General features: G+C 38.2%; 34 protein-coding genes. 24 read left to right on the top strand and 10 right to left on the bottom strand.

Annotated elements, in window-relative coordinates:
• Positions 1 to 266: 266 nt before the first annotated feature.
• The 10 genes from HMPREF2876_RS04930 (at position 267) to HMPREF2876_RS04885 (ending at position 8,428) form a co-directional block, all read left to right on the top strand.
• A complete protein-coding gene (locus HMPREF2876_RS04930; RefSeq protein ID WP_024052839.1) occupies positions 267 to 1,124 on the top strand; it encodes an NAD(P)H-hydrate dehydratase in 858 nt (285 codons plus the stop codon).
• 301 nt (positions 1,125 to 1,425) lie between these two features.
• Entirely contained in the window at positions 1,426 to 1,773 is a 348-nt protein-coding gene (locus HMPREF2876_RS10900; RefSeq protein WP_261674200.1) for a conjugal transfer protein TraX, read from the top strand.
• An 18-nt stretch (positions 1,774 to 1,791) separates the two neighbouring features.
• Positions 1,792 to 2,160: a conjugal transfer protein TraX gene (locus HMPREF2876_RS10895; protein ID WP_224783697.1), complete on the top strand. Its 369-nt coding sequence runs from the start codon at positions 1,792 to 1,794 to the stop codon at positions 2,158 to 2,160.
• Positions 2,161 to 2,349: 189 nt separating this feature from the next.
• Positions 2,350 to 3,690 carry an exodeoxyribonuclease VII large subunit gene (gene xseA, locus HMPREF2876_RS04915; RefSeq protein ID WP_070584395.1) on the top strand — a complete coding sequence of 447 codons (1,341 nt, stop codon included), beginning with the start codon at positions 2,350 to 2,352 and terminating at the stop codon, positions 3,688 to 3,690.
• Complete coding sequence (locus HMPREF2876_RS04910; RefSeq protein WP_070584393.1) at positions 3,668 to 3,880, top strand: exodeoxyribonuclease VII small subunit; 213 nt, start codon at positions 3,668 to 3,670, stop codon at positions 3,878 to 3,880. Before xseA ends, HMPREF2876_RS04910 begins: the two co-directional genes overlap by 23 nt.
• Complete coding sequence (locus HMPREF2876_RS04905; RefSeq protein ID WP_024052834.1) at positions 3,877 to 4,779, top strand: polyprenyl synthetase family protein; 903 nt, start codon at positions 3,877 to 3,879, stop codon at positions 4,777 to 4,779. Before HMPREF2876_RS04910 ends, HMPREF2876_RS04905 begins: the two co-directional genes overlap by 4 nt.
• Positions 4,745 to 5,560: a TlyA family RNA methyltransferase gene (locus HMPREF2876_RS04900; RefSeq protein WP_024052833.1), complete on the top strand. Its 816-nt coding sequence runs from the start codon at positions 4,745 to 4,747 to the stop codon at positions 5,558 to 5,560. Before HMPREF2876_RS04905 ends, HMPREF2876_RS04900 begins: the two co-directional genes overlap by 35 nt.
• The gene (locus HMPREF2876_RS04895) at positions 5,553 to 5,984 is read left to right on the top strand and encodes an arginine repressor (RefSeq protein WP_003031395.1); all 432 of its coding nucleotides are present in this window, start codon (positions 5,553 to 5,555) and stop codon (positions 5,982 to 5,984) included. The genes HMPREF2876_RS04900 and HMPREF2876_RS04895 overlap by 8 nt, the downstream gene beginning before the upstream one ends.
• A gap of 7 nt (positions 5,985 to 5,991) precedes the next feature.
• The gene (gene recN, locus HMPREF2876_RS04890) at positions 5,992 to 7,650 is read left to right on the top strand and encodes a DNA repair protein RecN (protein ID WP_024052832.1); all 1,659 of its coding nucleotides are present in this window, start codon (positions 5,992 to 5,994) and stop codon (positions 7,648 to 7,650) included.
• A 46-nt stretch (positions 7,651 to 7,696) separates the two neighbouring features.
• A complete protein-coding gene (locus HMPREF2876_RS04885; RefSeq protein WP_024052831.1) occupies positions 7,697 to 8,428 on the top strand; it encodes a metallophosphoesterase in 732 nt (243 codons plus the stop codon).
• A gap of 62 nt (positions 8,429 to 8,490) precedes the next feature.
• Here the strand turns inward: HMPREF2876_RS04885 and HMPREF2876_RS04880 are convergent, their stop codons facing one another.
• The 4 genes from HMPREF2876_RS04880 to HMPREF2876_RS04865 are packed head-to-tail and all read right to left on the bottom strand — an operon-like array spanning position 8,491 to position 12,151.
• Entirely contained in the window at positions 8,491 to 9,465 is a 975-nt protein-coding gene (locus HMPREF2876_RS04880; RefSeq protein WP_024052830.1) for a siderophore ABC transporter substrate-binding protein, read from the bottom strand.
• 23 nt (positions 9,466 to 9,488) lie between these two features.
• Positions 9,489 to 10,241, bottom strand: a complete 753-nt coding sequence (locus HMPREF2876_RS04875; RefSeq protein WP_024052829.1) for an iron ABC transporter ATP-binding protein — start codon at positions 10,239 to 10,241, stop codon at positions 9,489 to 9,491.
• Position 10,242: 1 nt separating this feature from the next.
• Positions 10,243 to 11,205, bottom strand: coding sequence for an iron chelate uptake ABC transporter family permease subunit (locus HMPREF2876_RS04870; RefSeq protein WP_024052828.1), 963 nt, complete (start codon positions 11,203 to 11,205; stop codon positions 10,243 to 10,245).
• Positions 11,198 to 12,151 carry an ABC transporter permease gene (locus tag HMPREF2876_RS04865; protein ID WP_024052827.1) on the bottom strand — a complete coding sequence of 318 codons (954 nt, stop codon included), beginning with the start codon at positions 12,149 to 12,151 and terminating at the stop codon, positions 11,198 to 11,200. Before HMPREF2876_RS04865 ends, HMPREF2876_RS04870 begins: the two co-directional genes overlap by 8 nt.
• A 229-nt stretch (positions 12,152 to 12,380) precedes the next feature.
• On the opposite strand from HMPREF2876_RS04865, the gene HMPREF2876_RS04860 reads away from it, so the two are divergent.
• Together HMPREF2876_RS04860 and HMPREF2876_RS04855 are read left to right on the top strand one after the other, a co-directional pair.
• On the top strand, positions 12,381 to 13,214 hold the full coding sequence (locus HMPREF2876_RS04860; protein WP_024052826.1) for a DegV family protein: 834 nt from the start codon (positions 12,381 to 12,383) through the stop codon (positions 13,212 to 13,214).
• 128 nt (positions 13,215 to 13,342) lie between these two features.
• On the top strand, positions 13,343 to 13,618 hold the full coding sequence (locus tag HMPREF2876_RS04855) for an HU family DNA-binding protein (RefSeq protein WP_003023726.1): 276 nt from the start codon (positions 13,343 to 13,345) through the stop codon (positions 13,616 to 13,618).
• Positions 13,619 to 13,706: 88 nt separating this feature from the next.
• Here HMPREF2876_RS04855 and HMPREF2876_RS04850 read toward each other — a convergent pair whose 3' ends face one another.
• The 5 genes from HMPREF2876_RS04850 to HMPREF2876_RS04830 all read right to left on the bottom strand — a co-directional run bounded on the left by HMPREF2876_RS04850 (position 13,707) and on the right by HMPREF2876_RS04830 (position 17,038).
• Positions 13,707 to 14,849, bottom strand: coding sequence for a tyrosine-type recombinase/integrase (locus tag HMPREF2876_RS04850; RefSeq protein ID WP_070584391.1), 1,143 nt, complete (start codon positions 14,847 to 14,849; stop codon positions 13,707 to 13,709).
• Between the two features lie 260 nt (positions 14,850 to 15,109).
• Complete coding sequence (locus HMPREF2876_RS04845) at positions 15,110 to 15,844, bottom strand: DUF3800 domain-containing protein (protein WP_070584388.1); 735 nt, start codon at positions 15,842 to 15,844, stop codon at positions 15,110 to 15,112.
• Positions 15,844 to 16,230, bottom strand: a complete 387-nt coding sequence (locus HMPREF2876_RS10475; RefSeq protein WP_148131431.1) for a zinc-ribbon domain-containing protein — start codon at positions 16,228 to 16,230, stop codon at positions 15,844 to 15,846. Before HMPREF2876_RS10475 ends, HMPREF2876_RS04845 begins: the two co-directional genes overlap by 1 nt.
• A 26-nt stretch (positions 16,231 to 16,256) precedes the next feature.
• Positions 16,257 to 16,664, bottom strand: coding sequence for an ImmA/IrrE family metallo-endopeptidase (locus tag HMPREF2876_RS04835; RefSeq protein WP_070584384.1), 408 nt, complete (start codon positions 16,662 to 16,664; stop codon positions 16,257 to 16,259).
• Between the two features lie 17 nt (positions 16,665 to 16,681).
• Positions 16,682 to 17,038: a helix-turn-helix domain-containing protein gene (locus HMPREF2876_RS04830; RefSeq protein ID WP_070584418.1), complete on the bottom strand. Its 357-nt coding sequence runs from the start codon at positions 17,036 to 17,038 to the stop codon at positions 16,682 to 16,684.
• 581 nt (positions 17,039 to 17,619) lie between these two features.
• Here HMPREF2876_RS04830 and HMPREF2876_RS04825 point away from each other — a divergent pair.
• Both HMPREF2876_RS04825 and HMPREF2876_RS10165 read left to right on the top strand, forming a co-directional pair.
• Positions 17,620 to 17,811, top strand: a complete 192-nt coding sequence (locus HMPREF2876_RS04825; RefSeq protein WP_070584382.1) for an antirepressor — start codon at positions 17,620 to 17,622, stop codon at positions 17,809 to 17,811.
• Positions 17,812 to 18,025: 214 nt separating this feature from the next.
• A complete protein-coding gene (locus HMPREF2876_RS10165) occupies positions 18,026 to 18,304 on the top strand; it encodes a hypothetical protein (protein WP_083306995.1) in 279 nt (92 codons plus the stop codon).
• On the opposite strand, the gene HMPREF2876_RS04820 is transcribed toward HMPREF2876_RS10165, so the two are convergent.
• A complete protein-coding gene (locus tag HMPREF2876_RS04820) occupies positions 18,234 to 18,578 on the bottom strand; it encodes a hypothetical protein (protein ID WP_070584380.1) in 345 nt (114 codons plus the stop codon). The genes HMPREF2876_RS10165 and HMPREF2876_RS04820 overlap by 71 nt on opposite strands.
• A 105-nt stretch (positions 18,579 to 18,683) precedes the next feature.
• Between HMPREF2876_RS04820 and HMPREF2876_RS04815 the strand changes: the two genes are divergently transcribed.
• The 10 genes from HMPREF2876_RS04815 to HMPREF2876_RS10605 all read left to right on the top strand — a co-directional run bounded on the left by HMPREF2876_RS04815 (position 18,684) and on the right by HMPREF2876_RS10605 (position 21,938).
• The gene (locus tag HMPREF2876_RS04815; protein ID WP_057489777.1) at positions 18,684 to 18,995 is read left to right on the top strand and encodes a hypothetical protein; all 312 of its coding nucleotides are present in this window, start codon (positions 18,684 to 18,686) and stop codon (positions 18,993 to 18,995) included.
• A 1-nt stretch (position 18,996) separates the two neighbouring features.
• Entirely contained in the window at positions 18,997 to 19,218 is a 222-nt protein-coding gene (locus HMPREF2876_RS04810) for a hypothetical protein (RefSeq protein ID WP_070584378.1), read from the top strand.
• 4 nt (positions 19,219 to 19,222) lie between these two features.
• On the top strand, positions 19,223 to 19,447 hold the full coding sequence (locus HMPREF2876_RS04805) for a hypothetical protein (protein WP_024052788.1): 225 nt from the start codon (positions 19,223 to 19,225) through the stop codon (positions 19,445 to 19,447).
• Positions 19,444 to 19,776: a hypothetical protein gene (locus HMPREF2876_RS04800; RefSeq protein ID WP_070584377.1), complete on the top strand. Its 333-nt coding sequence runs from the start codon at positions 19,444 to 19,446 to the stop codon at positions 19,774 to 19,776. Before HMPREF2876_RS04805 ends, HMPREF2876_RS04800 begins: the two co-directional genes overlap by 4 nt.
• A 2-nt stretch (positions 19,777 to 19,778) precedes the next feature.
• Entirely contained in the window at positions 19,779 to 20,267 is a 489-nt protein-coding gene (locus HMPREF2876_RS04795) for a hypothetical protein (RefSeq protein ID WP_070584376.1), read from the top strand.
• On the top strand, positions 20,260 to 20,493 hold the full coding sequence (locus HMPREF2876_RS04790; RefSeq protein ID WP_070584374.1) for a hypothetical protein: 234 nt from the start codon (positions 20,260 to 20,262) through the stop codon (positions 20,491 to 20,493). The genes HMPREF2876_RS04795 and HMPREF2876_RS04790 overlap by 8 nt, the downstream gene beginning before the upstream one ends.
• Before the next feature lie 113 nt (positions 20,494 to 20,606).
• The gene (locus HMPREF2876_RS04785; protein WP_070584373.1) at positions 20,607 to 20,870 is read left to right on the top strand and encodes a hypothetical protein; all 264 of its coding nucleotides are present in this window, start codon (positions 20,607 to 20,609) and stop codon (positions 20,868 to 20,870) included.
• A 171-nt stretch (positions 20,871 to 21,041) separates the two neighbouring features.
• Entirely contained in the window at positions 21,042 to 21,578 is a 537-nt protein-coding gene (locus HMPREF2876_RS04780; protein WP_070584370.1) for a DnaD domain-containing protein, read from the top strand.
• A gap of 22 nt (positions 21,579 to 21,600) precedes the next feature.
• The gene (locus HMPREF2876_RS10610; RefSeq protein WP_164332791.1) at positions 21,601 to 21,753 is read left to right on the top strand and encodes a hypothetical protein; all 153 of its coding nucleotides are present in this window, start codon (positions 21,601 to 21,603) and stop codon (positions 21,751 to 21,753) included.
• A gap of 8 nt (positions 21,754 to 21,761) precedes the next feature.
• A complete protein-coding gene (locus HMPREF2876_RS10605; protein ID WP_167697694.1) occupies positions 21,762 to 21,938 on the top strand; it encodes a hypothetical protein in 177 nt (58 codons plus the stop codon).

Genomic DNA, 21,938 nt, shown 5'->3' with positions numbered 1-21,938 from the left:
ACTCCCCCACAGAAAGAGTGTAATCGTGAAAATTACGTATAAAAATGGTATTTCGTAAGAAATCAAATTTGTTGCCCCACCCTGCAAGGTTGAGTAGGTTTGTAAAAGCTGATATCATCAGCGTAATAAAGGCCACTCAATTGCGTATTGAGTTTTATTCTAGAAAGTAAACGAGTCTGAGACAAGAATGTCCTAGACAGGTCTTTTTTCCTTTATATAAAATAGAGGTAGACAAGGGGAATCGCAGTATGCAAAAGGAGAAAATAATGGAAGTGGTCAATTGTACATTATTGGAAAAGGTCGTTCAGCCACGTGCACTCCATAGTCACAAGGGGGATTACGGTCGCTTGTTGTTAATTGGCGGGACATATCCTTTTGGTGGAGCGATTATCATGGCAGCCTTAGCTGCAGTTCATAGCGGAGCTGGTCTAGTGACGGTGGCGACGGATAGGGAAAATATCGCAGCTCTCCACGATCATTTACCAGAAGCAATGGCTTTTGATGTACAAGATAAAAAGCTATTGACCGAGCAAGTCCAAAAAGCAGATGTAGTATTGATTGGATCAGGTTTAGCTGAAAGTAAACTTGAAAAAGCCGTTTTGCGGCTGGTAGTGAAACTTGTTAGTGAACATCAAGTCTTCATCATGGACGGTGGAGCTATTTCCCTCTTTAGCAAAGAAGCTCTGCCAATTCCAAAAGCACAGACGATTTTTACCCCACATCAAAAAGAGTGGGAGCGGTTGAGCGGACTAAAGATAGCTGAGCAAACGGTTGAAAAAAGCCAAGAAGCTGTTAATTCCTTCCCTGCTGGAACTATCGTTGTTCAAAAGAAGCACGGAACGACTATTTTTCAAAGTGGAAATGGAAACCATTTTCAACTGACTATTGGTGGTCCTTATCAAGCAACGGGTGGCATGGGAGATACTCTGGCAGGCATGATTGCGGGTTTTGCAAGGCAGTTCAAGACTAGTTCTTTACTGGAACGTGTAGCAGCAGCAGTCTATCTGCATTCAGCCATTGCAGAGGAGTTAAACAAAGAAAAATATGTAGTCTTGCCAACGGAAATCAGCAAAGAAATCCCTAAGTGGATGAAGAAGCTAGCTAAAAAAGAAAATATGTTATAATGAAAAAACCTGAAAAAGCATTTAAAAAATTGAAAAGTTTAACTTTTATTAGCTATTTATAAAAGTAATATTTAGCTCATGAGGTTTAGTACAAGTTGAAAGGGAGAATAAACTTTTTCAATATCCACTATCTTATGAAAATTCATTGTATTTAATGAGGTTGAGATGTTTTATCTTGACCTTATTTTTTCTGCCCTACAAAAATGTCACTTTTCTTTCTGAAAATGTAAGTTTATGTAATGGAAAGAGTGGGAAAATTTCAGTAAGATTATGCTAGTTGAAAAAAAGAAATGGAGAATGTATGATGTTACAATCTTTAAAGAAAATATCGAATGCAACGAACTTGAAAATTTTAGCTATTTTACTTGTGTTTTTAGATCATATCTACGAAATGTTTGGCGCTTTTGTCGCCCCGATGTGGATAACAATGCTAGGACGCGTAGTTTTTCCTCTTTTTATGTTTCTGGCAGCTGATAGTTTTTATTATACGCATAATCGGAAAACTTATTTGAAACGGTTGCTCTTTATGACATGGTTTATGATTATTGGAAACATGATTGTCAGTCAATTTTTCACTAATGGTCAAGTTGGGCTGGCGAATAATGCTTTTGGCGCCTTTTTCTTAGCGGGCATATCTATCTGTGCTTAGGATTTGATGGTTGAGGGTATGAAAGAAAAGAAACTTTATTCATTCTGGAAAGGATTGGGCCTTTTTCTTTTACCGATTCTTCTGGCTCTGCCGGCTTTGTTTCTATCGGGTTATCTAGCCAGTGAAAATATATCACCTCTGATGGTTCAAATTATTGCTTTTTTTATCATGGCCATTCCAAACATTATCGTGGTTGAAGGAGGGGATGTCATGGTTTACCTTGGTCTTTTCTTTTATATCTTCCGCAGACACCGCATAGCACAAATGGTGACATTAACACCAGTATCTTTATTTGTGTATCTAACAGATCCAACGTCTGTGCAATGGATGATGGTTTTTGCGGTGATTCCAATGTATTTTTACAACGGTGAAAAAGTCGTGGTATGAAGTTATTTTTCTATCCTGTGCATATCTATCTTTTGTATATTTTGGCAAGTTTGTTGGGCTAGGCTCTGCTTAAGATATGGGAAACTAGTCTTTCCTTTTTCGTTGAGGGCTGGAAATGATTTTTTATAGATTGTTTGGTATAATAAAAATTATGAATAAAGAAGCATTACAGGAAATGAAAGGAGAGGAATGTCTGAGTATTTATCCGTGTCAACCTTGACCAAATACTTAAAATTAAAGTTTGATAAAGATCCTTATTTAGAACGAGTTTATCTGACGGGGCAAGTTTCTAATTTTCGTAGGCGACCTAATCACCAATATTTCTCTCTCAAAGATGAAAAAGCAGTCATTCAGGCAACAATTTGGGGTGGTGTTTATAAGAAGTTAGGTTTTGACTTGGAAGAGGGTATGAAGGTTAATGTCATCGGTCGTGTTCAACTATATGAACCAAGTGGATCTTATTCTATTATCATTGAAAAAGCGGAGCCAGACGGTATCGGAGTTTTGGCAATTCAGTTTGAGCAGCTCAAGAAAAAGCTAGGCGAGGAAGGGCTTTTTGAGGAGTGCTTTAAGCAAGCTTTACCGCAATTTCCAAAGAAAATTGGAGTAGTGACCAGTCCTAGTGGAGCAGTGATTCGCGATATTATCACAACTGTTAGTCGTCGTTTTCCGGGAGTTGAGATAATTCTTTATCCGACGAAGGTGCAAGGCGAAGGAGCTTCTACTGAAGTAGCAGAAAATATTCGTCGTGCTAATGGGCGAAATGATTTAGATTTACTCATTATCGGTCGAGGTGGTGGCTCAATTGAAGATCTCTGGGCGTTTAATGAGGAAGTGGTTGTCCGTGCAATTTTTGAATCGCACATTCCGATCATTTCGAGTGTGGGGCATGAAACAGATACGACCTTGGCAGATTTTGTTGCAGATAGACGGGCTGCAACGCCGACTGCGGCTGCTGAATTAGCAACACCTGTAACAAAGCTGGATCTCCTAGCACACTTGCAGCAGCAACAAAATCGGTTAGCAACTGCCACATCGAATCGTCTTACTTACAATCGTGAGCGATTAGCTAAGCTGAGTCAGTCTGTCATTTTTCGACAACCAGAACGACTGTATGATAGCTACCTGCAAAAATTAGATCAACTAAATTTACGGCTCAAGCAAAAAATTCGCGAATATTATAACGAGGAAGTGCAGCGGGCAAGGCTTTTACAACATCGTTTGGAGGCTCTAGCTCCTTTAAGGCAGGTTCAGATTTATCAAGAGCGTGTAGCTCAGTTGGAACGGCTTCTGCGCAGTAATATGGCAGTTGTTTATGACCATAAAGTGGCTGAAGTCAAGCGTCTGTCTGACGCTTTGCTCATGCTGGATACTAGCCGAATTGTGGCTCGGGGTTATGCTATTGTCAAAAAAGATGAACAGGTGTTAGAATCTATTGAGAAAATCAATAAAAAAGATCAATTAACCATTTTGATGCGAGATGGTCAGATAGAAGTTGAGGTAAAAGATGTCGAAAGAAAAGAAATTTGAAGAAAATTTAGCAGACTTAGAAGTTATCGTACAGAAGTTAGAAAACGGAGATGTGGCTTTGGGAGAAGCGATTTCTGAGTTTCAAAAGGGGATGCAGCTCTCAAAAGAATTGCAAAAAACACTAGATCAGGCAGAAAAAACGCTGGTAAAAGTTATGCAGGCTGATGGCACAGAAACGGAAATGGAATGAAACAAGACGAAAAATTAGCTAGAATTGGACAGACTATCGAGGGATTTTATGCTCAAAAAGTGGTGTCCGCTGATTTGATAGAAGCAATCCTCTATTCTGTTAATGCAGGCGGTAAGCGAATTCGTCCTCTTTTACTTTTAGAATTATTAGAAGGTCTAGGACTGGAACTGACAGAAGCACATTTCCAAGTGGCAGCAGCGCTTGAAATGATTCATACAGGCAGCTTGATTCATGATGATTTGCCGGCTATGGACGATGATGATTATCGTCGTGGTCGCTTGACCAGCCACAAGAAATTTGGCGAAGCAATGGCTATTTTAGCAGGAGATTCTCTCTTTTTGGATTCTTATGCCTTGATAGCAGAAACGGCACTACCTAGTCAAATCAAGGTAAATTTGATTGCAGAATTGTCATTAGCGGCTGGAACTTTTGGTATGGTCGGAGGTCAAGTCCTTGATATGCAGGGCGAAGGAAAGGACATCAGTTTAGCAGAGCTGCAGAATATTCATGCCAATAAGACTGGTAAACTCCTGACCTATCCTTTTATTGCTGCGGGTTTGATTGCGGAAGTGGCACAGCCACAGCAGGAAAAATTAAGAAAAATTGGTCAATTACTTGGTTTAGCTTTTCAGGTGCGAGATGATATTTTAGATATCACAGCGAACTTTGAAGACTTGGGGAAGACACCGCAGAAAGATGTGGCAGCAGAGAAAGCCACCTATCCAGCCATTTGGGGTTTGGATGGAGCAAAGCGATTCTTTGAAAAACAGATAGAGGAAACAGAGCATTTATTGGCAGAATTAGAAGTAGAGCTTGCTTTTTCAGGCGCGGCTATCAGAAAGATAATAGAAAGTTTAAAACTCAATGACGAAAGAAAGAGTAGATGTTCTAGCTTATAAGCAAGGGCTTTTTGAAACAAGAGAACAGGCCAAGCGCGGTGTGATGGCGGGCTTAGTCGTTGCTGTTGCGAATGGTGAGCGTTTCGATAAACCTGGCGAGAAAATTGATGAGACCACTGAGTTAAAACTCAAAGGCGAAAAGCTCAAATATGTTAGCCGTGGTGGCTTAAAATTAGAAAAGGCTTTGCAGGTTTTTGAGATTTCAGTTGAAAATCAGATTACGTTGGACATTGGGGCATCAACGGGTGGGTTTACGGACGTCATGCTGCAAAATGGTGCAAGGAAAGTCTACGCAGTAGATGTCGGCACCAATCAACTGGCATGGAAACTCCGACAAGATGAACGCGTCATCAGCATGGAGCAGTTTAATTTTCGTTATGCCAAGGCAACTGATTTTGAGGAGACACCTAGCTTTGCCTCCATTGATGTCAGTTTTATCTCGCTTGGTCTCATTTTGCCAGCTCTGCATAAGATTTTGGCTGAAAATGGAAAAGTCGTTGCACTTATCAAACCTCAGTTTGAAGCAGGAAGAGAGCAGATTGGCAAAAATGGGATTGTGAAAGATAAAAAAGTGCATCAAGCAGTTTTAGAAAAAGTAACGGACTTTATGGTTGAAGCAGGATTTTCCGTCAAAGATTTAGATTTCTCCCCTATTCAAGGTGGGCATGGGAATGTGGAATTTTTAGCCTATTTGGAAAAAAATCCTCATCCTGAAAAACTAGTAAAAGCAATGATTACAACGGTCGTAGAGACAGCACATAAGGAATTTAAAGATGAATAAAAAGGAAAGATTAGAAAAAATTAGACATTTTGTGTCGGACTATGAAGTTGGGACACAAGAAGCAATTGTAGAATATCTGAAGAAATCAGGAATTACAGCAACACAGGCAACTGTTTCGCGTGATATTAAAGAATTGGGCATTGTCAAAATTCCGCTGAAAAATAACACTTATATTTATGAACTACCGAAATCAGCTAGTACGAGTTTGAAGTTAGCAGACAATAATATCTTAAAGTTTGAGCTATTGGGAAATATGATCAATCTCAATCTTGTCCCTGGAAGCACAGCTTTTGTGAAGCGACAAATTGTAGAAGATTTTTCTAAGGACATTTTTAGTATTTTAGCCGATGATGACACGATTCTCCTTATTTTCCGTAGTGAAGAAATGGCTCATCAGGTATTGGAACAAATCAGAAATTGGTAGATAGCCTATGTTACTTGAAATTTCCATTAAAAATTTTGCAATTATTGAAGAGATTTCCCTCAATTTTGAGCAAGGCATGACCGTTTTGACAGGTGAAACAGGGGCTGGAAAGTCTATTATTATTGATGCTATGAACATGATGCTAGGAAGCCGCGCGACAACAGATGTGATTCGTCACGGTGCATCAAAAGCAGAGATTGAAGGGCTTTTTGCAATTGAGCAGAGTAAGGCTTTGGTTGAAATTTTTGAGCAGCAAGGGCTTGATATGACAGAGGAGCTGATTATTCGGCGGGAAATTTTTCAAAATGGGCGTAGTGTCAGTCGTATTAATGGTCAAATGGTTAATTTGTCTGTCTTGCGAGCTGTTGGACAGCATTTGGTGGATATTCACGGTCAACACGATCAAGAAGAACTCATGCGACCGCAGCTGCATATTGCCATGTTGGACGAGTTTGGAGCTGACGCATTTTTCAAGCTCAAAGCTGATTATCAACAGACTTTTGACCAGTATCGTCAGTTGCGTAAGCAGATCTTAACAATTCAAAAGAATCAAGAAGAAAATAAAGCGCGGATTGACATGCTGGAATATCAAATTGCAGAGATTGAAGCAGCTAATTTAAAAGCTAGCGAAGATTTAGCTTTAAACCAAGAGCGTGATAAGTTACTCAATCATAAGCAGATTGCGGACACTTTGACAAATGCCTATGCCATGCTGGATGATGAAGAATTTTCTAGTTTAGCGAATATTCGTTCTGCCATGAATGACATGGAAGCTATTGAAGACTATGACGCCACTTACAAAGAAATTGCGACCAACCTTTCTGAATCTTACTATGTGTTGGAAGATGTGACAAAGCGTTTGGAGGATATTCTAGAAGACTTGGATTTTGATGGTGGCCGTCTCTTAGAAGTAGAAAGTCGCCTAGATTTAATCTATAGTATTACTCGCAAATACGGCGGTCAAGTAGATGATGTCTTAGCTTATTTTGAGCAGATTTCTAAAGAATATGCTCTACTTACTGGGAAAAATCTTTCATCAGATGATTTGAACAAAGAGCTGAAAAAGCTGGAAAAAGACTTGGTTTCTCTAGCAAGCAGTCTGAGTCAGGCTCGGCACGAATTAGCCCAGCAGTTAGAAGCAGAGATTCAGCAAGAACTGCAAGACCTCTATATGGAAAAGGCGAATTTTCGAGTTCAATTTATCAAGGGAAAATTTAGCCGCGATGGGAATGAACACGTTGAATTTTATATTTCGACTAATCCCGGTGAAGATTACAAACCGCTCGTTAAGGTTGCTTCAGGTGGTGAATTGTCTCGTTTAATGTTGGCAATCAAGTCTGCTTTTTCTCGCAAGGAAGGCAAAACCAGCATTGTCTTTGATGAAGTAGATACAGGTGTATCGGGACGTGTTGCACAAGCTATTGCTCAAAAGATTCATAAAATTGGCTCGAACGGACAAGTCCTCGCAATTTCGCACCTACCACAAGTGATTGCCATTGCAGATTATCAATTTTTCATTGAGAAAATATCTGATGAGCATTCGACCGTTTCAACTGTTCGCTTGTTATCAAATGATGAGCGTGTCGAAGAAATTGCCAAAATGTTGGCGGGCGAAAATGTGACCCAAGCAGCCCTCACGCAGGCTAGAGAGCTCTTGAAAAAATGAAATACTCTTTGGCTTGTGCTAAATGGGTTGTTATCAGGAGGTAATCATGACAAATTATTTTGTAATTGGTGATGTACATGGAAAAGCAAAAATGCTAAAAGAATTACTCAAAAAATGGGATGGAGAAAGTCAGCTCATCTTTTTGGGAGATTTGATTGACCGCGGCGAGGACAGCCGAGCGGTTTTAGAGTGTGTGAAAAGTCTTGTCGACAAGCAAGGAGCGATTTGTATTTCTGGGAATCACGAATACATGTTTTTAACTTGGCTGGACAATCCTGAGAGCGGCTATGCTCATTATCGTCGCAATGGCGGTGACACAACAATCAATTCTATTTTGGGGCGACCTCTAGATACTCCTGTTGATGGAGTTGAAGACGCAAAGCGCGTGTCGGAAGAGGCGCCAGACCTCGTGTATTTTATTCGTCAGATGCCTTTCTTTGTTGAAACAGATAACTATATTTTTGTACACGCTGGAGTTGACTTAACTTTAAAAGATTGGCATGAAACAAGCGATTATCAAAAGGTTTGGATACGTGAGCCCTTTCATCAAGGTCTCAATCAAACAGGGAAAATAATTGTATTTGGACATACTCCGACTTTTTATCTTTTTTCTGAGATGCCTGGGACAAGTCGCCTTTGGCAAACGCAGGATCAAAAAATTGGCATGGATGGCGGAGCTGTCTATGGCGGTGTTCTCCACGGAGTTTTATTTGGTAATGAGGGAATTTTAGAACATCATTTCATCACAAATGATGGTTTCGCGGTAGAGGATAATTAGAAGTTGAGGATGATAAAAGAGCTGGAGAAAATTCATTTAAGGTTTTCTCCAGCTCTTTTATATTATTTCCCAGCTACATTTTTTACATCTTCAATCATCAATTTTGTGGATTCGAGTCCGCCTCCGCTTAGGTACCAGAGGTCGGATGTCAAGTTTACAATAGTTTTGTTTTTAGCAGCATTTGTTTCTTGGATCAGTGAGTTATTCAGTAAGTCTTTATTGGCCGAATTGTCCCCACCGATAGCAAGAGTGCGGTTCAGAACAAAGATAATATCTGGATTGATTTGTTTGATACTTTCAAAGCTGACTTCTTGTCCATGTCTTGATTCTTTGATTTTAGCATCTGTTGGTTTGAATTTCAAAGTACTGTAAAGGAAAGCAAAACGTGATTTAGCTCCGAAAGCAGATATTGCACCTTCATTTAACATCATCGCAAGAGCATTTTTATTTGACTTTTCATTGGCAGCAACAACGGTTTGAATTTCCTTGTCTAATGTAGCTAATTCACTTTTAGCTTTTTTGGTTCCGTCTTCTCCAAAGATACTTGCTAAAGAAAGGATGTTTTTCTTGGTAGAACCCCAGTAGTCTTTGTTGTCTGTTTGGAATAATACAGTAGGGGCAATTTCCTTGAGTTTCTTGACATATTGAGCTGTACGACCAGAAGCAATAATCAAGTCTGGTTTTAAAGCTGCGATAGCTTCCATATTCGGTTCTTTCATGCTACCTACATTTTTAATGCTACTTGGTAAATTTTTTAAGTAAGCAGGCAGAGTTTTCTTTGGCATACCGACAATGCTGCTTTCTTTTCCTAAAGCACGAATGGTATCAGCTGCACCTAAATCCAGTGTTACAATTTTTTTAGGGTTGGTAGGGACTTTCACATCTCCATTTGCTGTTTTGATAGTGACTTCACTAGAAGTAGATGAAGAGTTTGTCGTTTTTGAATTGGACTGTTTATTGTCGCTGCAAGCAGCGAGTAGCACAACTGCAACAGCTGCGAATAGAGATAGAAGTAGTGTTTTTGTATTCTTTTTCATTAAAATTCCTCCAAAATTAATATTTATAGGTAAATACAAACTTTTTTACCATTGATTTCCCCAAGGGTAATGTCCATTTCATACAATGGATCTAAAATTTCTTTTCTCATGACCTGATTGGTTGTACCTTGATAAAAGACTTTTCCGTCTTTAAAGGCGACAATTTCATCAACATACTGACTGGCAATATTGATGTCATGAATGACAATGATAATCGTTTTTCCTAAGTCATCAACGAGAGACCGCAAGATTTTCATCATAGAAATACTTTGCTTAATATCTAGATTGTTTAGTGGCTCGTCCAAAAAGATAAAATCAGTGTCTTGAGTGAGCACCATAGCGATAAAAACGCGCTGCAATTGACCGCCTGAAAGCGTATCAATGAAACGTTCTCGCAGATCAGCAATATCCAAATATTCCAATGCTTGCTCCACTTTTTTGAAATCTTCTTTTGTCAAACGATCCTGACTATAAGGAAAGCGACCGAAGGAAACCAATTCTTCAACCGTTAATTTAGATTGGTAATTGATTTTTTGTTTTAAAATCGTTAATTCTTTGGCCAACTCTTTTGAATTCCAAGCTTCAATTTCTTTTCCCTTGATACTGAGAAAACCTTGATCTTTCTTGAGCAAACGACTCATAATGGAAAGCAGCGTTGATTTTCCGGCACCGTTTGGACCAATAAAAGCGGTGAATTTGCTCGGTGAAATATTCAGTTGAATATCTTCTAAAATTGCTTGATTTCCAAATGATTTGCCAACGTTTTTTAATTGCATTCTAGCGTTTTACCTCCTTAGCTAAAAGATAAAAGAAGAATAACCCTCCGACAAGCTCAATGACCATGCTGACATTGATTTGGAGCTGAAAGACGCGCTCTACCAGCATTTGTCCAGTAGTTAGAGAGAGAAAACCGAGTAAAATTGCTACTGAGAACAACCATTTGTGTTGGTATTCTTTGATTAACAGATAGGCTAAATTAGACATCATAAAGCCGAAGAACATCATAGGTCCAACGAGAGCAGTTGTCGTTGAAGTCAGCAAAACAATTGCCCATAGTATCTTTTTTTGCTCTTTTTCAACTTCTACACCTAAAATAGTCGCTGTCTTTTTATCCAAATGAAAAACATTCAAAATAGCGTTCTTCTTTAACAAATATAAACCTGCTAGTCCAATGATGATTGCAGCGACAGATAGAATATCCATATTTATTCGTTGAAAGGAAGGAAATAGTTTTGTTTGCAGTTTATCATATTCATTAGGATCCATTAGCACCTGCAAGAATGTGCTGGCGCTTCTAAAGAGCGTCCCTAGTGCCATGCAAATCAATAAAATAAATACAAATCCTTGCTGGAGTAGCTTTTTTAATGCAGGTTGCAGGCAGAAAAAGAAGCCACACTGTATGAGTAAGACTAAGATAAACTCAAGCAAAGGATGACCAGTATTGCAGATGAATTTGCTAGCAAAGAAAAGATAAATCGTCTGCATAAAGACATAGAGAGATTCCATTCCAAGAATGCTTGGTGTTAAAAAACGATTCTCTGTGATTGTTTGAAAGCTGATTGTAGCAAGACCTCCAGCTATGGCGACTAAAAGATAGGCTAGTAACTTTTGCGAGCGCAATTTCATAATAAAACCTGTTAAAGGATATTCCATTGGCATGAGATATAACAAGCCACTCAAGCTAGCTAACAAAAGCAATAGAAGTAAGCGATTTCTTGTTTGACTCTTCATTTTATTCATGAGCAGCACCTCGCCACAAAAGATACACGAACGCCAAACTACCCAAAATTCCTAAAATCAAGCTGACGGAGACTTCGTAAGGGCGAATGACTAGACGAGCTACAATATCACAGATCAAGATGAGACAGGAACCAGTTAATGCGGTCAGTCCCTTAATGCGTGTGATATGGTCACCATAAAATTTCCGAATGATGTTTGGAACAATGACTCCGATAAATGGAAGAGAGCCGACTGTAATCATCGTCACACTTGTCGTCAATGCAATGAGAAACAACGTCATTCCTTCCATTTGGTAAAAGGAAATGCCTAGATTATGACTAGCGTCTTCCCCTAGATTCATAATGGTAAACGTGGCTGATAGCTTCCATACTGCAATCAAGATGATTAAACTTAAAAATAACCATTCATATTGATGTTTCTGAATCATGGAAAAAGAGCCTTGTGTCCATGAAGTCATGCTTTGGACAAGCTCAAAACGATAGGCAATGATTTCTCCTGCTGCACTAATCACTCCACTATAAATAATTCCGACAAGCGGTAACAACCATTTTTCTTTAAATGAGAATTTTCTGATAAGTCTAATAAAAATAATCGTAAAAAAAATAGCAGATACAAAAGCAAATAGCATTTTTTGCGCTAATGTGGCTGACGGAAAGAAAAATAAACTAAGCAACATACCAAATTTTGCAGCCTCGACCGTTCCAACCGTGCTAGGAGCAGCAAAATGATTTTGTGTAACAGTCTGCATAAGAAGCCCGGCAATGCTCATGCTAGAGCCTGCTAGGAGAATGCTGACTGTCCTTGGCAAGCGCGACTCTAAAAATAGCAGCCCAGTCTGCTTATCTCCGTGTAGCAGCTGCCACCACGAAAAGTGACCAGAACCAACTGTAATTGAAATCATAACAAGAGCAAGACAAAGAATTCCTAAAAATTTTGTCTGTTTCATTTATCAACCCTTTCTTCAAAGCAACAGCTTCAATAAGATACATCACTAGGCTAACAAAAAAATAAAACAGTGTCAATTATTTTCTGAAAATTTAATAATTCTGTTTATTTAGAAAAATAGAAAGCTCTACACACCTTTTACACATTTTATCCAGAAAAATTATTCCACAAAAAGTTATTTTTTTGATATAATAAATTAAATAGATAAAATTTATAAAAGTAGGAAAACTATGACAAAAATCAAAATTGTAACGGATTCATCTATTACGATTGAACCGCAAGTTGTAGAGGATTTAGAGATTACAATCGTTCCTTTGTCTGTAATGGTAGATGGTGTTGTTTATTCAGACGCTGACTTAAAAGAAGGAGAGTTTCTTCGTTTGATGCAGTCAAGCAAAAATCTACCGAAAACCAGTCAACCACCAGTTGGTGTTTTTGCAGAAATCTTTGAAACACTCGGAGAAACTGCCGATAAAATCATTTCTATCCATATGTCGCATGCTTTGTCTGGAACGGTCGAAGCTGCACGACAAGGGGCAACCTTGGCAAATGTAGATGTAACAGTGATTGATAGCTCTTTTACGGATCAAGCTTTGAAGTTTCAAGTGGTTGAAGCTGCAAAACTAGCAAAAGAAGGTGCAGACTTTGATGCTATTTTAGCAAGAATCGAAGAAGTACGTGAAAAAACAGAATTGTATATCGGTGTGTCAACGCTTGAAAATCTTGTAAAAGGTGGTCGTATTAGTCGTGTGACTGGGCTTCTCAGTTCGTTGCTTAATATTCGAGTAGTTATGCAAATGAAAAACAATGAATTACAACCGATTGTTAAGGGGCGTGGTGTAAAAACCTTCAAAAAATGGGTTAATGATTTAGTTGAAAGCTTAAAAGATAAAAAAGTGGCAGAGATTGGAATTTCGTATGCAGGAACTGCCGAATTGGCGAACGAAATGAAACAGATTTTGCAACCGTGTGTGGAAAAAACGATTTCTGTTTTGAAGACTGGTTCTATTATTCAAACACATACAGGTGAAAATGCGTGGGCAGTCCTCGTTCGCTATGAATAAGTTTGATATCTTTGGAAAAATTGAAAAAAGTTCGTTTTGTGCTTGACCTAATAACATTTTTTAGATATGATAATACTTGTTAGAGTTAGTGACTACTAATTCATAAAATATTTTGGAGGATTTGTTAAATGGCTAACAAACAAGATTTGATTGCAAAAGTAGCAGAAGCTACAGAATTGACTAAGAAAGATTCAGCAGCAGCAGTTGATGCGGTATTTGCAGCAGTAACTGAATACCTTGCAGCTGGTGAAAAAGTTCAATTGATTGGTTTTGGTAACTTTGAAGTTCGTGAACGTGCAGCTCGTAAAGGCCGCAACCCACAAACTGGTGCAGAAATCACAATAGCAGCTTCTAAAGTACCAGCATTTAAAGCAGGTAAAGCTCTTAAAGACGCTGTTAAATAATAGCGATTTAAAAAGCCTATTGCGTCAAGCTTTCTAGCTTGTACAATAGGCTTTTTCTTGTGTTTTGGGGCATTTTTGGGGCATAAAATCAATAGTTTTCCATGATGTCAGCCACATTTGACTTCATTTTCTTGGTGATGTGGGTGTAAATTTGAACAGTCGTCTTTGAATCAGCATGACCGACACGATCCATAATAGCTTTAAGTGGGACATTGTTTTCAGCCAGACGGCTGACTAGAGTATGACGGAAGATGTGGCTGGTAAGATTTTTCCGAATCGGCGTTTCCAATCGCTCGTTGGCAGCTTTAAGAGCTAGGTTGAAAGAGTTAGTTTGAATAGGAACTCCGTTTTTAGTTGTGAAAAGGTAGCCCATGTCTCTATATCGTAGATTGGTGTTTTTTTCCAGTTCATTCATGAACTCCAATTCTTTGAGGATTTCCATTTCACGGTTGGTCATGATTGTTTCCCGGTAGGAGGCAAGAGTTTTGGGAGTTGTTTTTTCGCCGTTACGGTAGCCCTCTGTGTGGTCATAGGTTCCGTGCAACTGTAGGATTCTGGTTTCAAAATTATAATTTGTTGGTTCGATACTGACTGCCTCACCAATACGGCAGCCATTTAGGCTCATGAACTCAGACAGTAACCCTAAACGGTAAGTGTTGGGGCGTCGATATAACTCTTTAAGAAGCGGTTGAATTTCATCTTCTTCAAGATATTTTTCTTCAATTTTCTTCCAATCTTCCAAAGTTTTCTTTATTCGCGGGAGCTTGGCCCGCCGAGACGGATTATCTTTAATAATATTCAGATCAACAGCGTAATCAAAAGCAAGGTTGAGCATAGATTTGTAACGTTCTTTCTTGTTTCTGGAGCAGTCGAGATTGTCTAGGTAAGTTTGGACATATTTGGGATCAATATTGACCACTTTTACATTCAGTCCAAAAGACTCTCTTATTTCCTTGATATTGCCCCTTAACGAAGCGATAGACGACCGTTTTATCTCTTGTTGATAAAATCCCCACCACTGGTCTAAAAGAGCTGTAAAGAGCATTTCTGACGTTTTTAGGTTATTCAAAAGGTTAGTTATCTTAGTATCAAGTATCTTTTGGGCTTCTTTTCGTATTCTGGGGGTGTCTTTCTCCATGAGTATAGACGTTCTTTTCCATTTGTTGGTATAAGGGTCACGGTATCTTTCAACAAAATTTACTTTTCCGCTTTTGTGTTGTTCTACCCACATTGTTTTTTCTCCTATATTTTGGTAAAATGGGTATAGGAAAACGACCTTTTGAATGGTTATTTTCTTATACAATCGTTTTTTTCTCACACTCTGAGTCGCCAAACTTAGAGAGCGTGGGGATTTTTTGTTGACAAATTATAGTTATATAATGTATAATTATTTTAACGGAAGAACAGTGGTCTAGGTCCGAATAGCCTGGGTGGCAAGGGTGAAATGCCTTGTCAGCTTGCAGTTGAAATTACTGCTACCCTGTTCATTTTTTATTTCCATTCTTTGCATTTTTGATAACTATAACCAACATACTCTTGATTGTTGTCCCTCGGAAATCGTGGAAGCAACATTTTAGAGTATGTTTTTTTCTTTTTTTCGACACCTCGCCACAATGCACCAGCTATAACATCTGCGATTTGTACTCCGATGGTAAATTCTGAGTCCACGAAGTTTATTGATGGAGAAAAATGTTTTTTATCAAAACCTATAAAGTCAATAGATTTGCTTTCGAGTGCTTCTTTGTATGCTAGATAGACTTTCTTATTGTTAACTGCATCCACTCGATCAATGAAAACAGTTACAGATTCATTGATGTTCTCGTGTTTTAAGTAACTATTGACAGCTGATAAGATATGCAAGAAGCAAATTTTGTAAATTTGGTCTCTATTTTCTAAAACACCGTTTTTCTGCAACGAAGGTTTATGTACTTGCGCACCGAAGCAACAACAATTCGATGCTGCAATTGTTTGATGGATATTATCTAAAAATTCATCTTTATTTTTGTTGTTCTTTAGCGTCTTTGATTTAGCTGTTGATTTTAATTCTAGATATGGATCTTTGAGATAGGTTGATTTTAAATTTTGGATCTTTTCCTCAATATCACTTAGATCTTCTGCCTTAATAAGAACAGCCCCCATGACAAAGTGTTCCGAGTTTCCCTCTTTGTTATTTTCTCCTCGGTGCAAATCTTTGGTACCTGATTCGTCAATATATAGTAGATACATTAGAATGGGAGGTCCTCGTCAGAAATATCCAGAGAAGAAGATGCCAATCCGAAGGTTTTGAAGAGGGTTTCAGAACCACAGAGGGGACAAAATGCAGCTTCATCGGGCAAAAGAACATCTTGCTCCCAATTTGAGCATCTTCTATTAGTACAAATATTTCTAAGTGGTGCACCGCATTTAATGCAGTAATTATTTTGGTCATCATTCTCATGCTGACATCTTAAACAAATTTTCATTATTAAATTCCTATAACCTTTGAGTGAGACAAGCCTTAGACCGTCTTTTTCTTTATATACCTTTTTGCAGATTCTTTTAAAACAGTTTTCATTCCTCTGTTTTCTATTTCTTCCACCAGTTGAGGATTTTTTTAGCTTGAAGGTATTCACCTAGCGTTTTTGATTTTATAAAACCTTTAAAACTCATTTTCAACTCCTTTGATATGATTTATAATACTTAAATACTCTTCTTTAACCATCGTTTCATCGGCAATGGTTTTTAGGTTGTATTTTTGCATAAAGACCAGGTAATTAAATGTAGTGGCATCTTCAGCTATATCCAACTCAGCTTTCATAAGATGATGTATCATATTTCTATTGGCTTCGAGCTCACATTTCTCCCGAAAGAGATGATAAGTATCTGGTGCGTGGTTTCTATGACCTATCTCATGTAAAGCGACTTGTACCCTTTTTTCATCAGATATAGCATCACTCAAAAACATAGTTTTGAGGGCTGGGATGTAAAAGGCTTCATCTGGAAATAGACCATCTTCAAAAATCTCTATATCTATACCTAGATTTTGAGAAAATTCTTTTTCAGTCATAAACAATCAGACCTTTATTATTGCTTTCTGAGATAAATCTCTATTATGTTTTGAATTGCTTTTTTATCTTCTTCAGTTAGTGGTTTCCCGTTGAATCGCATGGCTGTGCTGGCTAATTGCTCAACGTCTACCTCTTTGCCCTCAAAAAAGAATTGCTCTTTATCAGCAATAGCAGGATTATCTGTGCGTCCGAGCAGGTAGTCTGTGGACACGTTGAAGTAGTCGGCGATTTGTTGTAGGCGGTCAGATTTAGGAGTCTTTTCTTTTAAAGTATAGAGGTAATTTATACTATAGCCTAAATCTTCGGCAACTTTTTGAAGACTTATTCCTTGTTTTTGGGCAAGTTCCTTAATCTTTTCAAGTGTGGAAAACATTGTCATATTACCTTTTCTAAGACATGACAAAAAATATTTTATAAAAAAGTGTTATTTTCTGTTGACAAAAATAATACTAAAGTGTAAAATAGTTTTTGTAAGTTAATAAGTTAGTAAAAAAACGAAGTTAAAACTTATCTAAAAATAAATAGCTTTGGCGAGCAAATAAGTTGATAGATATAAGGTTTTATCAAGGTTTTTAATTATGCTTTAATTTTACACTATGGTGTAAAAGTTGTCAAGTATTTTATAAAATTTCTAACTTTTTTTCTTACAAAATAAAAAAACGTACTCTAGCTGCTATCTAGAGTACGTTACGGAAATTGTTCTGCTCAAACTAATAGCAGTAGTCAACAACACTTCGCTGGTATCGTCCCCAGCACTGTAGTTGAAATAAACTCTGATTCTCGATTTTAGAGTCTAGCTTTTTCGCCACTTTAGAAGCGACAGCTTGTTTAAACTTTTTGGGTCGTCTAGCTAAGAAATTTTGTAAAGGTATTATTTGCTAAAAGCTAGAGCAGATAGCATTTTCTGTAAAAAAATAATCACTAATATTACTTACAAATAAAGGAGGATAATGTATGCCAAACATGGACAATGGTCGTCAAAAAGTCTCGGATTATCTAAAAGAGAATAATCTGACAATGGCAACTTTAGCCGTTCAATATAACATGGCTCGTCAAGATGTAACTAATATCTTGAATGGTAAATTAAAAAATCCACAAGCGCATCGTTTTGTAGCTCGTGTGATTGAAGATTTTAAAATTCGATAGAAAGGTATCATATGGAATTACAAATTATTAACGAGCAGGAAGTTCTCGGAAAACACTTCACGATTTACAGTACAGCTGACGAACCGCATTTTCAATCATGACTTATCTATCCTTTCGTTAAAGATAAATCAATTATATCAAAAAAAGCGCGTGAAAAATCACGCGCACACCAAAATATACAACTTGATTATACCACAAACAAAAAGGAGACGATATGGAATTAAATAAAGTAAATGTAATTGTCGAAATAGCTAATGCAGATGAATTTCGTTCGTTGGTCGAGAAATTCAATCAAAAAGCTCGAGAGCTAAATGAAGTAGCTCATGAACTGGAATTATTCCACTTTGAAGGTGAAATCGAAAGTCAAATCATGCCAAAAGAAAAAGAATCTATCGCTATAACGATAGATTCGAGCAAAGCAGCTACTCCTCTTCCTGATGAGGAAGTTGACCGCATGAAACGCCGATTATCTGGTCTGCAAATAGATAAATAAACGGCATTTTAAAAATTTGTTTCGTTGGTGTTAGTAGAGTTACATCTACTAGTAAAACAGTATTCGTATTGGAATTTTCGTTATCTACTGTTTTGTACTTCTTACGATATTCCATAAATTCATTAATGGATTTATATTTTTCTTTGGTTCTATCAAGAAGTATATTTCCAAAATAGATTCCATTAGCAGTTGAAATCACCAATTTATTACCTGTTTGTTCCGAAAACACAGCCATATCTGCCAACAAATCAAATTTCAAAGAATCTTCATTCATATAATCACCTCCTTTCGAGATGATTATATCAAAAAAGCCACTCGCAAGTGAGTGGCACAACAAAAATTACTAGCTAAATTATAGCACAGAAAGGAACAATTTACTATGCCAAAAGCAGAAATAATTTACAGGCCTGCCAATCAGTCTGAAAAAGCAACATATGGCGACTATGCACACCTTTGCCAAATCTGGGAAGGGTTGACAGTCGGAACTGCTAAAGGTTGGGCGGCAGAAATGAGAGAACATCCAGACTTTCGACAATTCATTGACAACCCAACTCACAGAATCGTCTTTGTCAATTACGAAGGATTTCGCCTGTTCGTCAAATGGAAATCCCGTAACCGATACAGACCCAAAAAAGAAACACTGGCAGAAATGTTAGAGAACATTAAAACAGAAAAACGGTTAGGGGTGTAACATGCAAAACTACGAACAAATGCGCGTGATTATGAACTGGGAGCGCGACCATTACAGGCTAGGCAACGAATACAAGAATAAGCTAGCTAAGAAGCCGGTTGAAGTAGTCAAACAAGAATTGGCTGAGATAGCCGAAGAATGGAATAGCGTTAGCTTTTCAGTCGTGCCAAAAGGCGCTATGAAAATCGAAGGCGATAAGACGACGATTTTCAAGAAGAGGTGAAAAGATGAAACATTTATACGAAAATCATCTCGGCGGTTGGTATGTGTTAGACCGCTACGAGGAACCAGAATACTGCGAGCAATGCGGGGATTGTGACCGTTATCTCGGAAGCTTTGAAGATAATAAAGAAATTGCTATAGAGCTGTTTAAGCGAAACGCAACATCAGAAGGAATTGAAGAATTTACAGGTCTTAAAATACACCCTGAGTTGGTGGAGGGCAACGCATGACCTTAAATGAACGAGTTAGCACGCTAGAAGCTAAACACATAACGAACAAACGCTCAATAGCCAACGCTAATCTAATCATGACTACTTTAGCGTTTGTCATGCTGCTGTTGGCTGTCGGCTTAATCACATCAACCGAACATCAGCAGCGACAAATTAGCGAACTAAAGACAGAGCTTGAGAAAAAGGCAAGTGAAATTGAGAGACTGCAAAATAAAAACTCGGCGCAGGACATTATCCTAAACAAGCTGAATAGCGAGTATCAGCTTAAAGAACGCCAGAAAGCAGAAGAAGCGAAGCGGATTGCGGACGCTAATAGAGTAGGAGGATAGAAATGAATAAAAAATATGAATTACTAGTTGACGACACAATCACATTTTTTGGATGGAAATTATTCCGCATAAAAGCCCTAATTAGCTTTGGAAGTGTGGAAGCGGGAGAGCTTGGCGGATACGTCGCCAAAGAAGGAAATCTTTCTCACGAAGGTGACGCTTGGGTCTCTGGTGACGCTTGGGTCTCTGGTGACGCTCGGGTCTCTGATAACGCTCGGGTCTATGATAACGCTGAGGTCTCTGATAACGCTGAGGTCTTTGGTGACGCTCGGGTCAAATCCTTAAAAGATTATATTGTTTTTAAAAATAATTGGTCTAGTGGTCGTTATTTTACTTACACAAAATCAAACAAAATGTGGAAAGCTGGTTGTTTTTATGGCACAGGCCAAGAGTTGATTAATGAGGCTTATAAGGATAATGAAAATAGCGGCAAACACTATGAAGCTTATGTAAATTTTGTGAAAATATTAGAGGAGCTTGAAAATGAGTGAAATTTTAGGAGCGGTAGCAACACTAGCATTCTTCTTCTTGGCAGGCGCATTCTGCAATCACTTAGACTGGCGCAAAGCCAAGAAACAAGCAGAACAGCAAGCAAAAGAAGACGAGCGCATAGAACTTGAAGCAATGTATGTAGTCTGTGCAATCGAGCACGACCGCAGAGAACGAGCACGCAAATTGGCAGAGGCTCGGAAGAAAAGTCCGGGCTGGCAGTATTAGAGAGGGAGGTACGTAGAGAATGCAGAAAATATTTCAGAAATCCGTACGATAAATACACAGCAATAAATAACGATTTCGTACAAGATAAAAGTCTGTCATGGGAGGCACGGGGGTTGCTGCTCTATATCTTAAGCAAGCCTGACGATTGGGATATTTACTTGGACGAGTTGATAAAGAATTCTAGTAGTCCTCCGAACCGCACGAAGACGGCATTTAAAGAATTGATAAAAGCAGGGTATATCTATCGCATACGTTGCTCTATGGGATATAAAAGGTTCAAGTGGTTTAAGTTTGCAAGTGATAAGAAAATGAATCCACAGACAAAATCCGCTTTTGACAAGCAAGTAAAAGATGACTTGCTATCAAGCGAAACATAAATTCATAACATAATTTTTCATCGAATGAATTTTCATCGAATGAATTTTCATCGAATGAAAAACTTGCGATATACAAAGTACGGACGGACAAAATACTAAAATAAAAAAATACTGAATGACAAAGCCGGCGGTGGCTACGTCGATTATATTTATATTATAGGGGAGGTAAAATTGGAATTATCAGACCTAATAAAACGATTCGAACAAAACTTCGGTAGATTGTTATCGCCTATCGAAATCCAGCAAATAACAGATTGGGTAGCTGTAGATAAATTTGAAATAGAAGTCTTGGAATATGCCCTTAATGAATGCGTACTGAACAATGCTAGAACCTTAAAGTATTTCAACAGCATTATGAAAAGATGTGCTGACAATGGCATCAAGACTTTAGAAGCGATACAACTACACGAAGCTAACCGCAATCGTAAAAAGCAAGACCAAAACGGGAATATCCCTGCGTGGTCAAACGAGCACTCGGAACACGAACGCAAAGAAAAGATTCCAGTTGCTGAAAATATGGAATTATATGACTGTTTCAAGAAATGGTTCGCAGAGGACTTCAACATGCAGTTAACGTTAGAACAATGTCAGAAATTCGCAGCGATTTGCGAGAAAGACCCAAAACGACAATTTAATCCATTCCAAATGTGCGCGTGGATTTTGAATAAACCACTCGAAACAATCGTGAATAGATTTTTCACAAAATAAAACAGCAAAGGAAAAATAAAATATGTTTGAACCAACAGACGGGATTTGCTTTCGGTGTCACAATGACATCTATAAGCAGAATCCCTACACACAGACTGCAGGCTATAATCCAAACAGTAAAAGCAAAGGTTGGCACACTAGTTGTCCACATTGCCATACTAGCTTTGTAGATTAGGTGAGCGGATGGATAAAGATTTACAAGCAGAGATTGATAACTGGCGCGCTGACTATTTACATCTCGGTTATGAGTTGGGCGAGATTATCAACGAGCAACAAGATAAGATTATCTCACTCAGTCAGGAGAACAAACGCCTGAAACGTGAGATTTGGAATTTAAGAAAAACCAAGAGGAGAAAATAA

The organism is Streptococcus sp. HMSC073A12 (assembly GCF_001812815.1).
GTDB lineage: Bacteria > Bacillota > Bacilli > Lactobacillales > Streptococcaceae > Streptococcus > Streptococcus vaginalis.
This window is presented reverse-complemented; position numbering and strand designations above follow the sequence as displayed.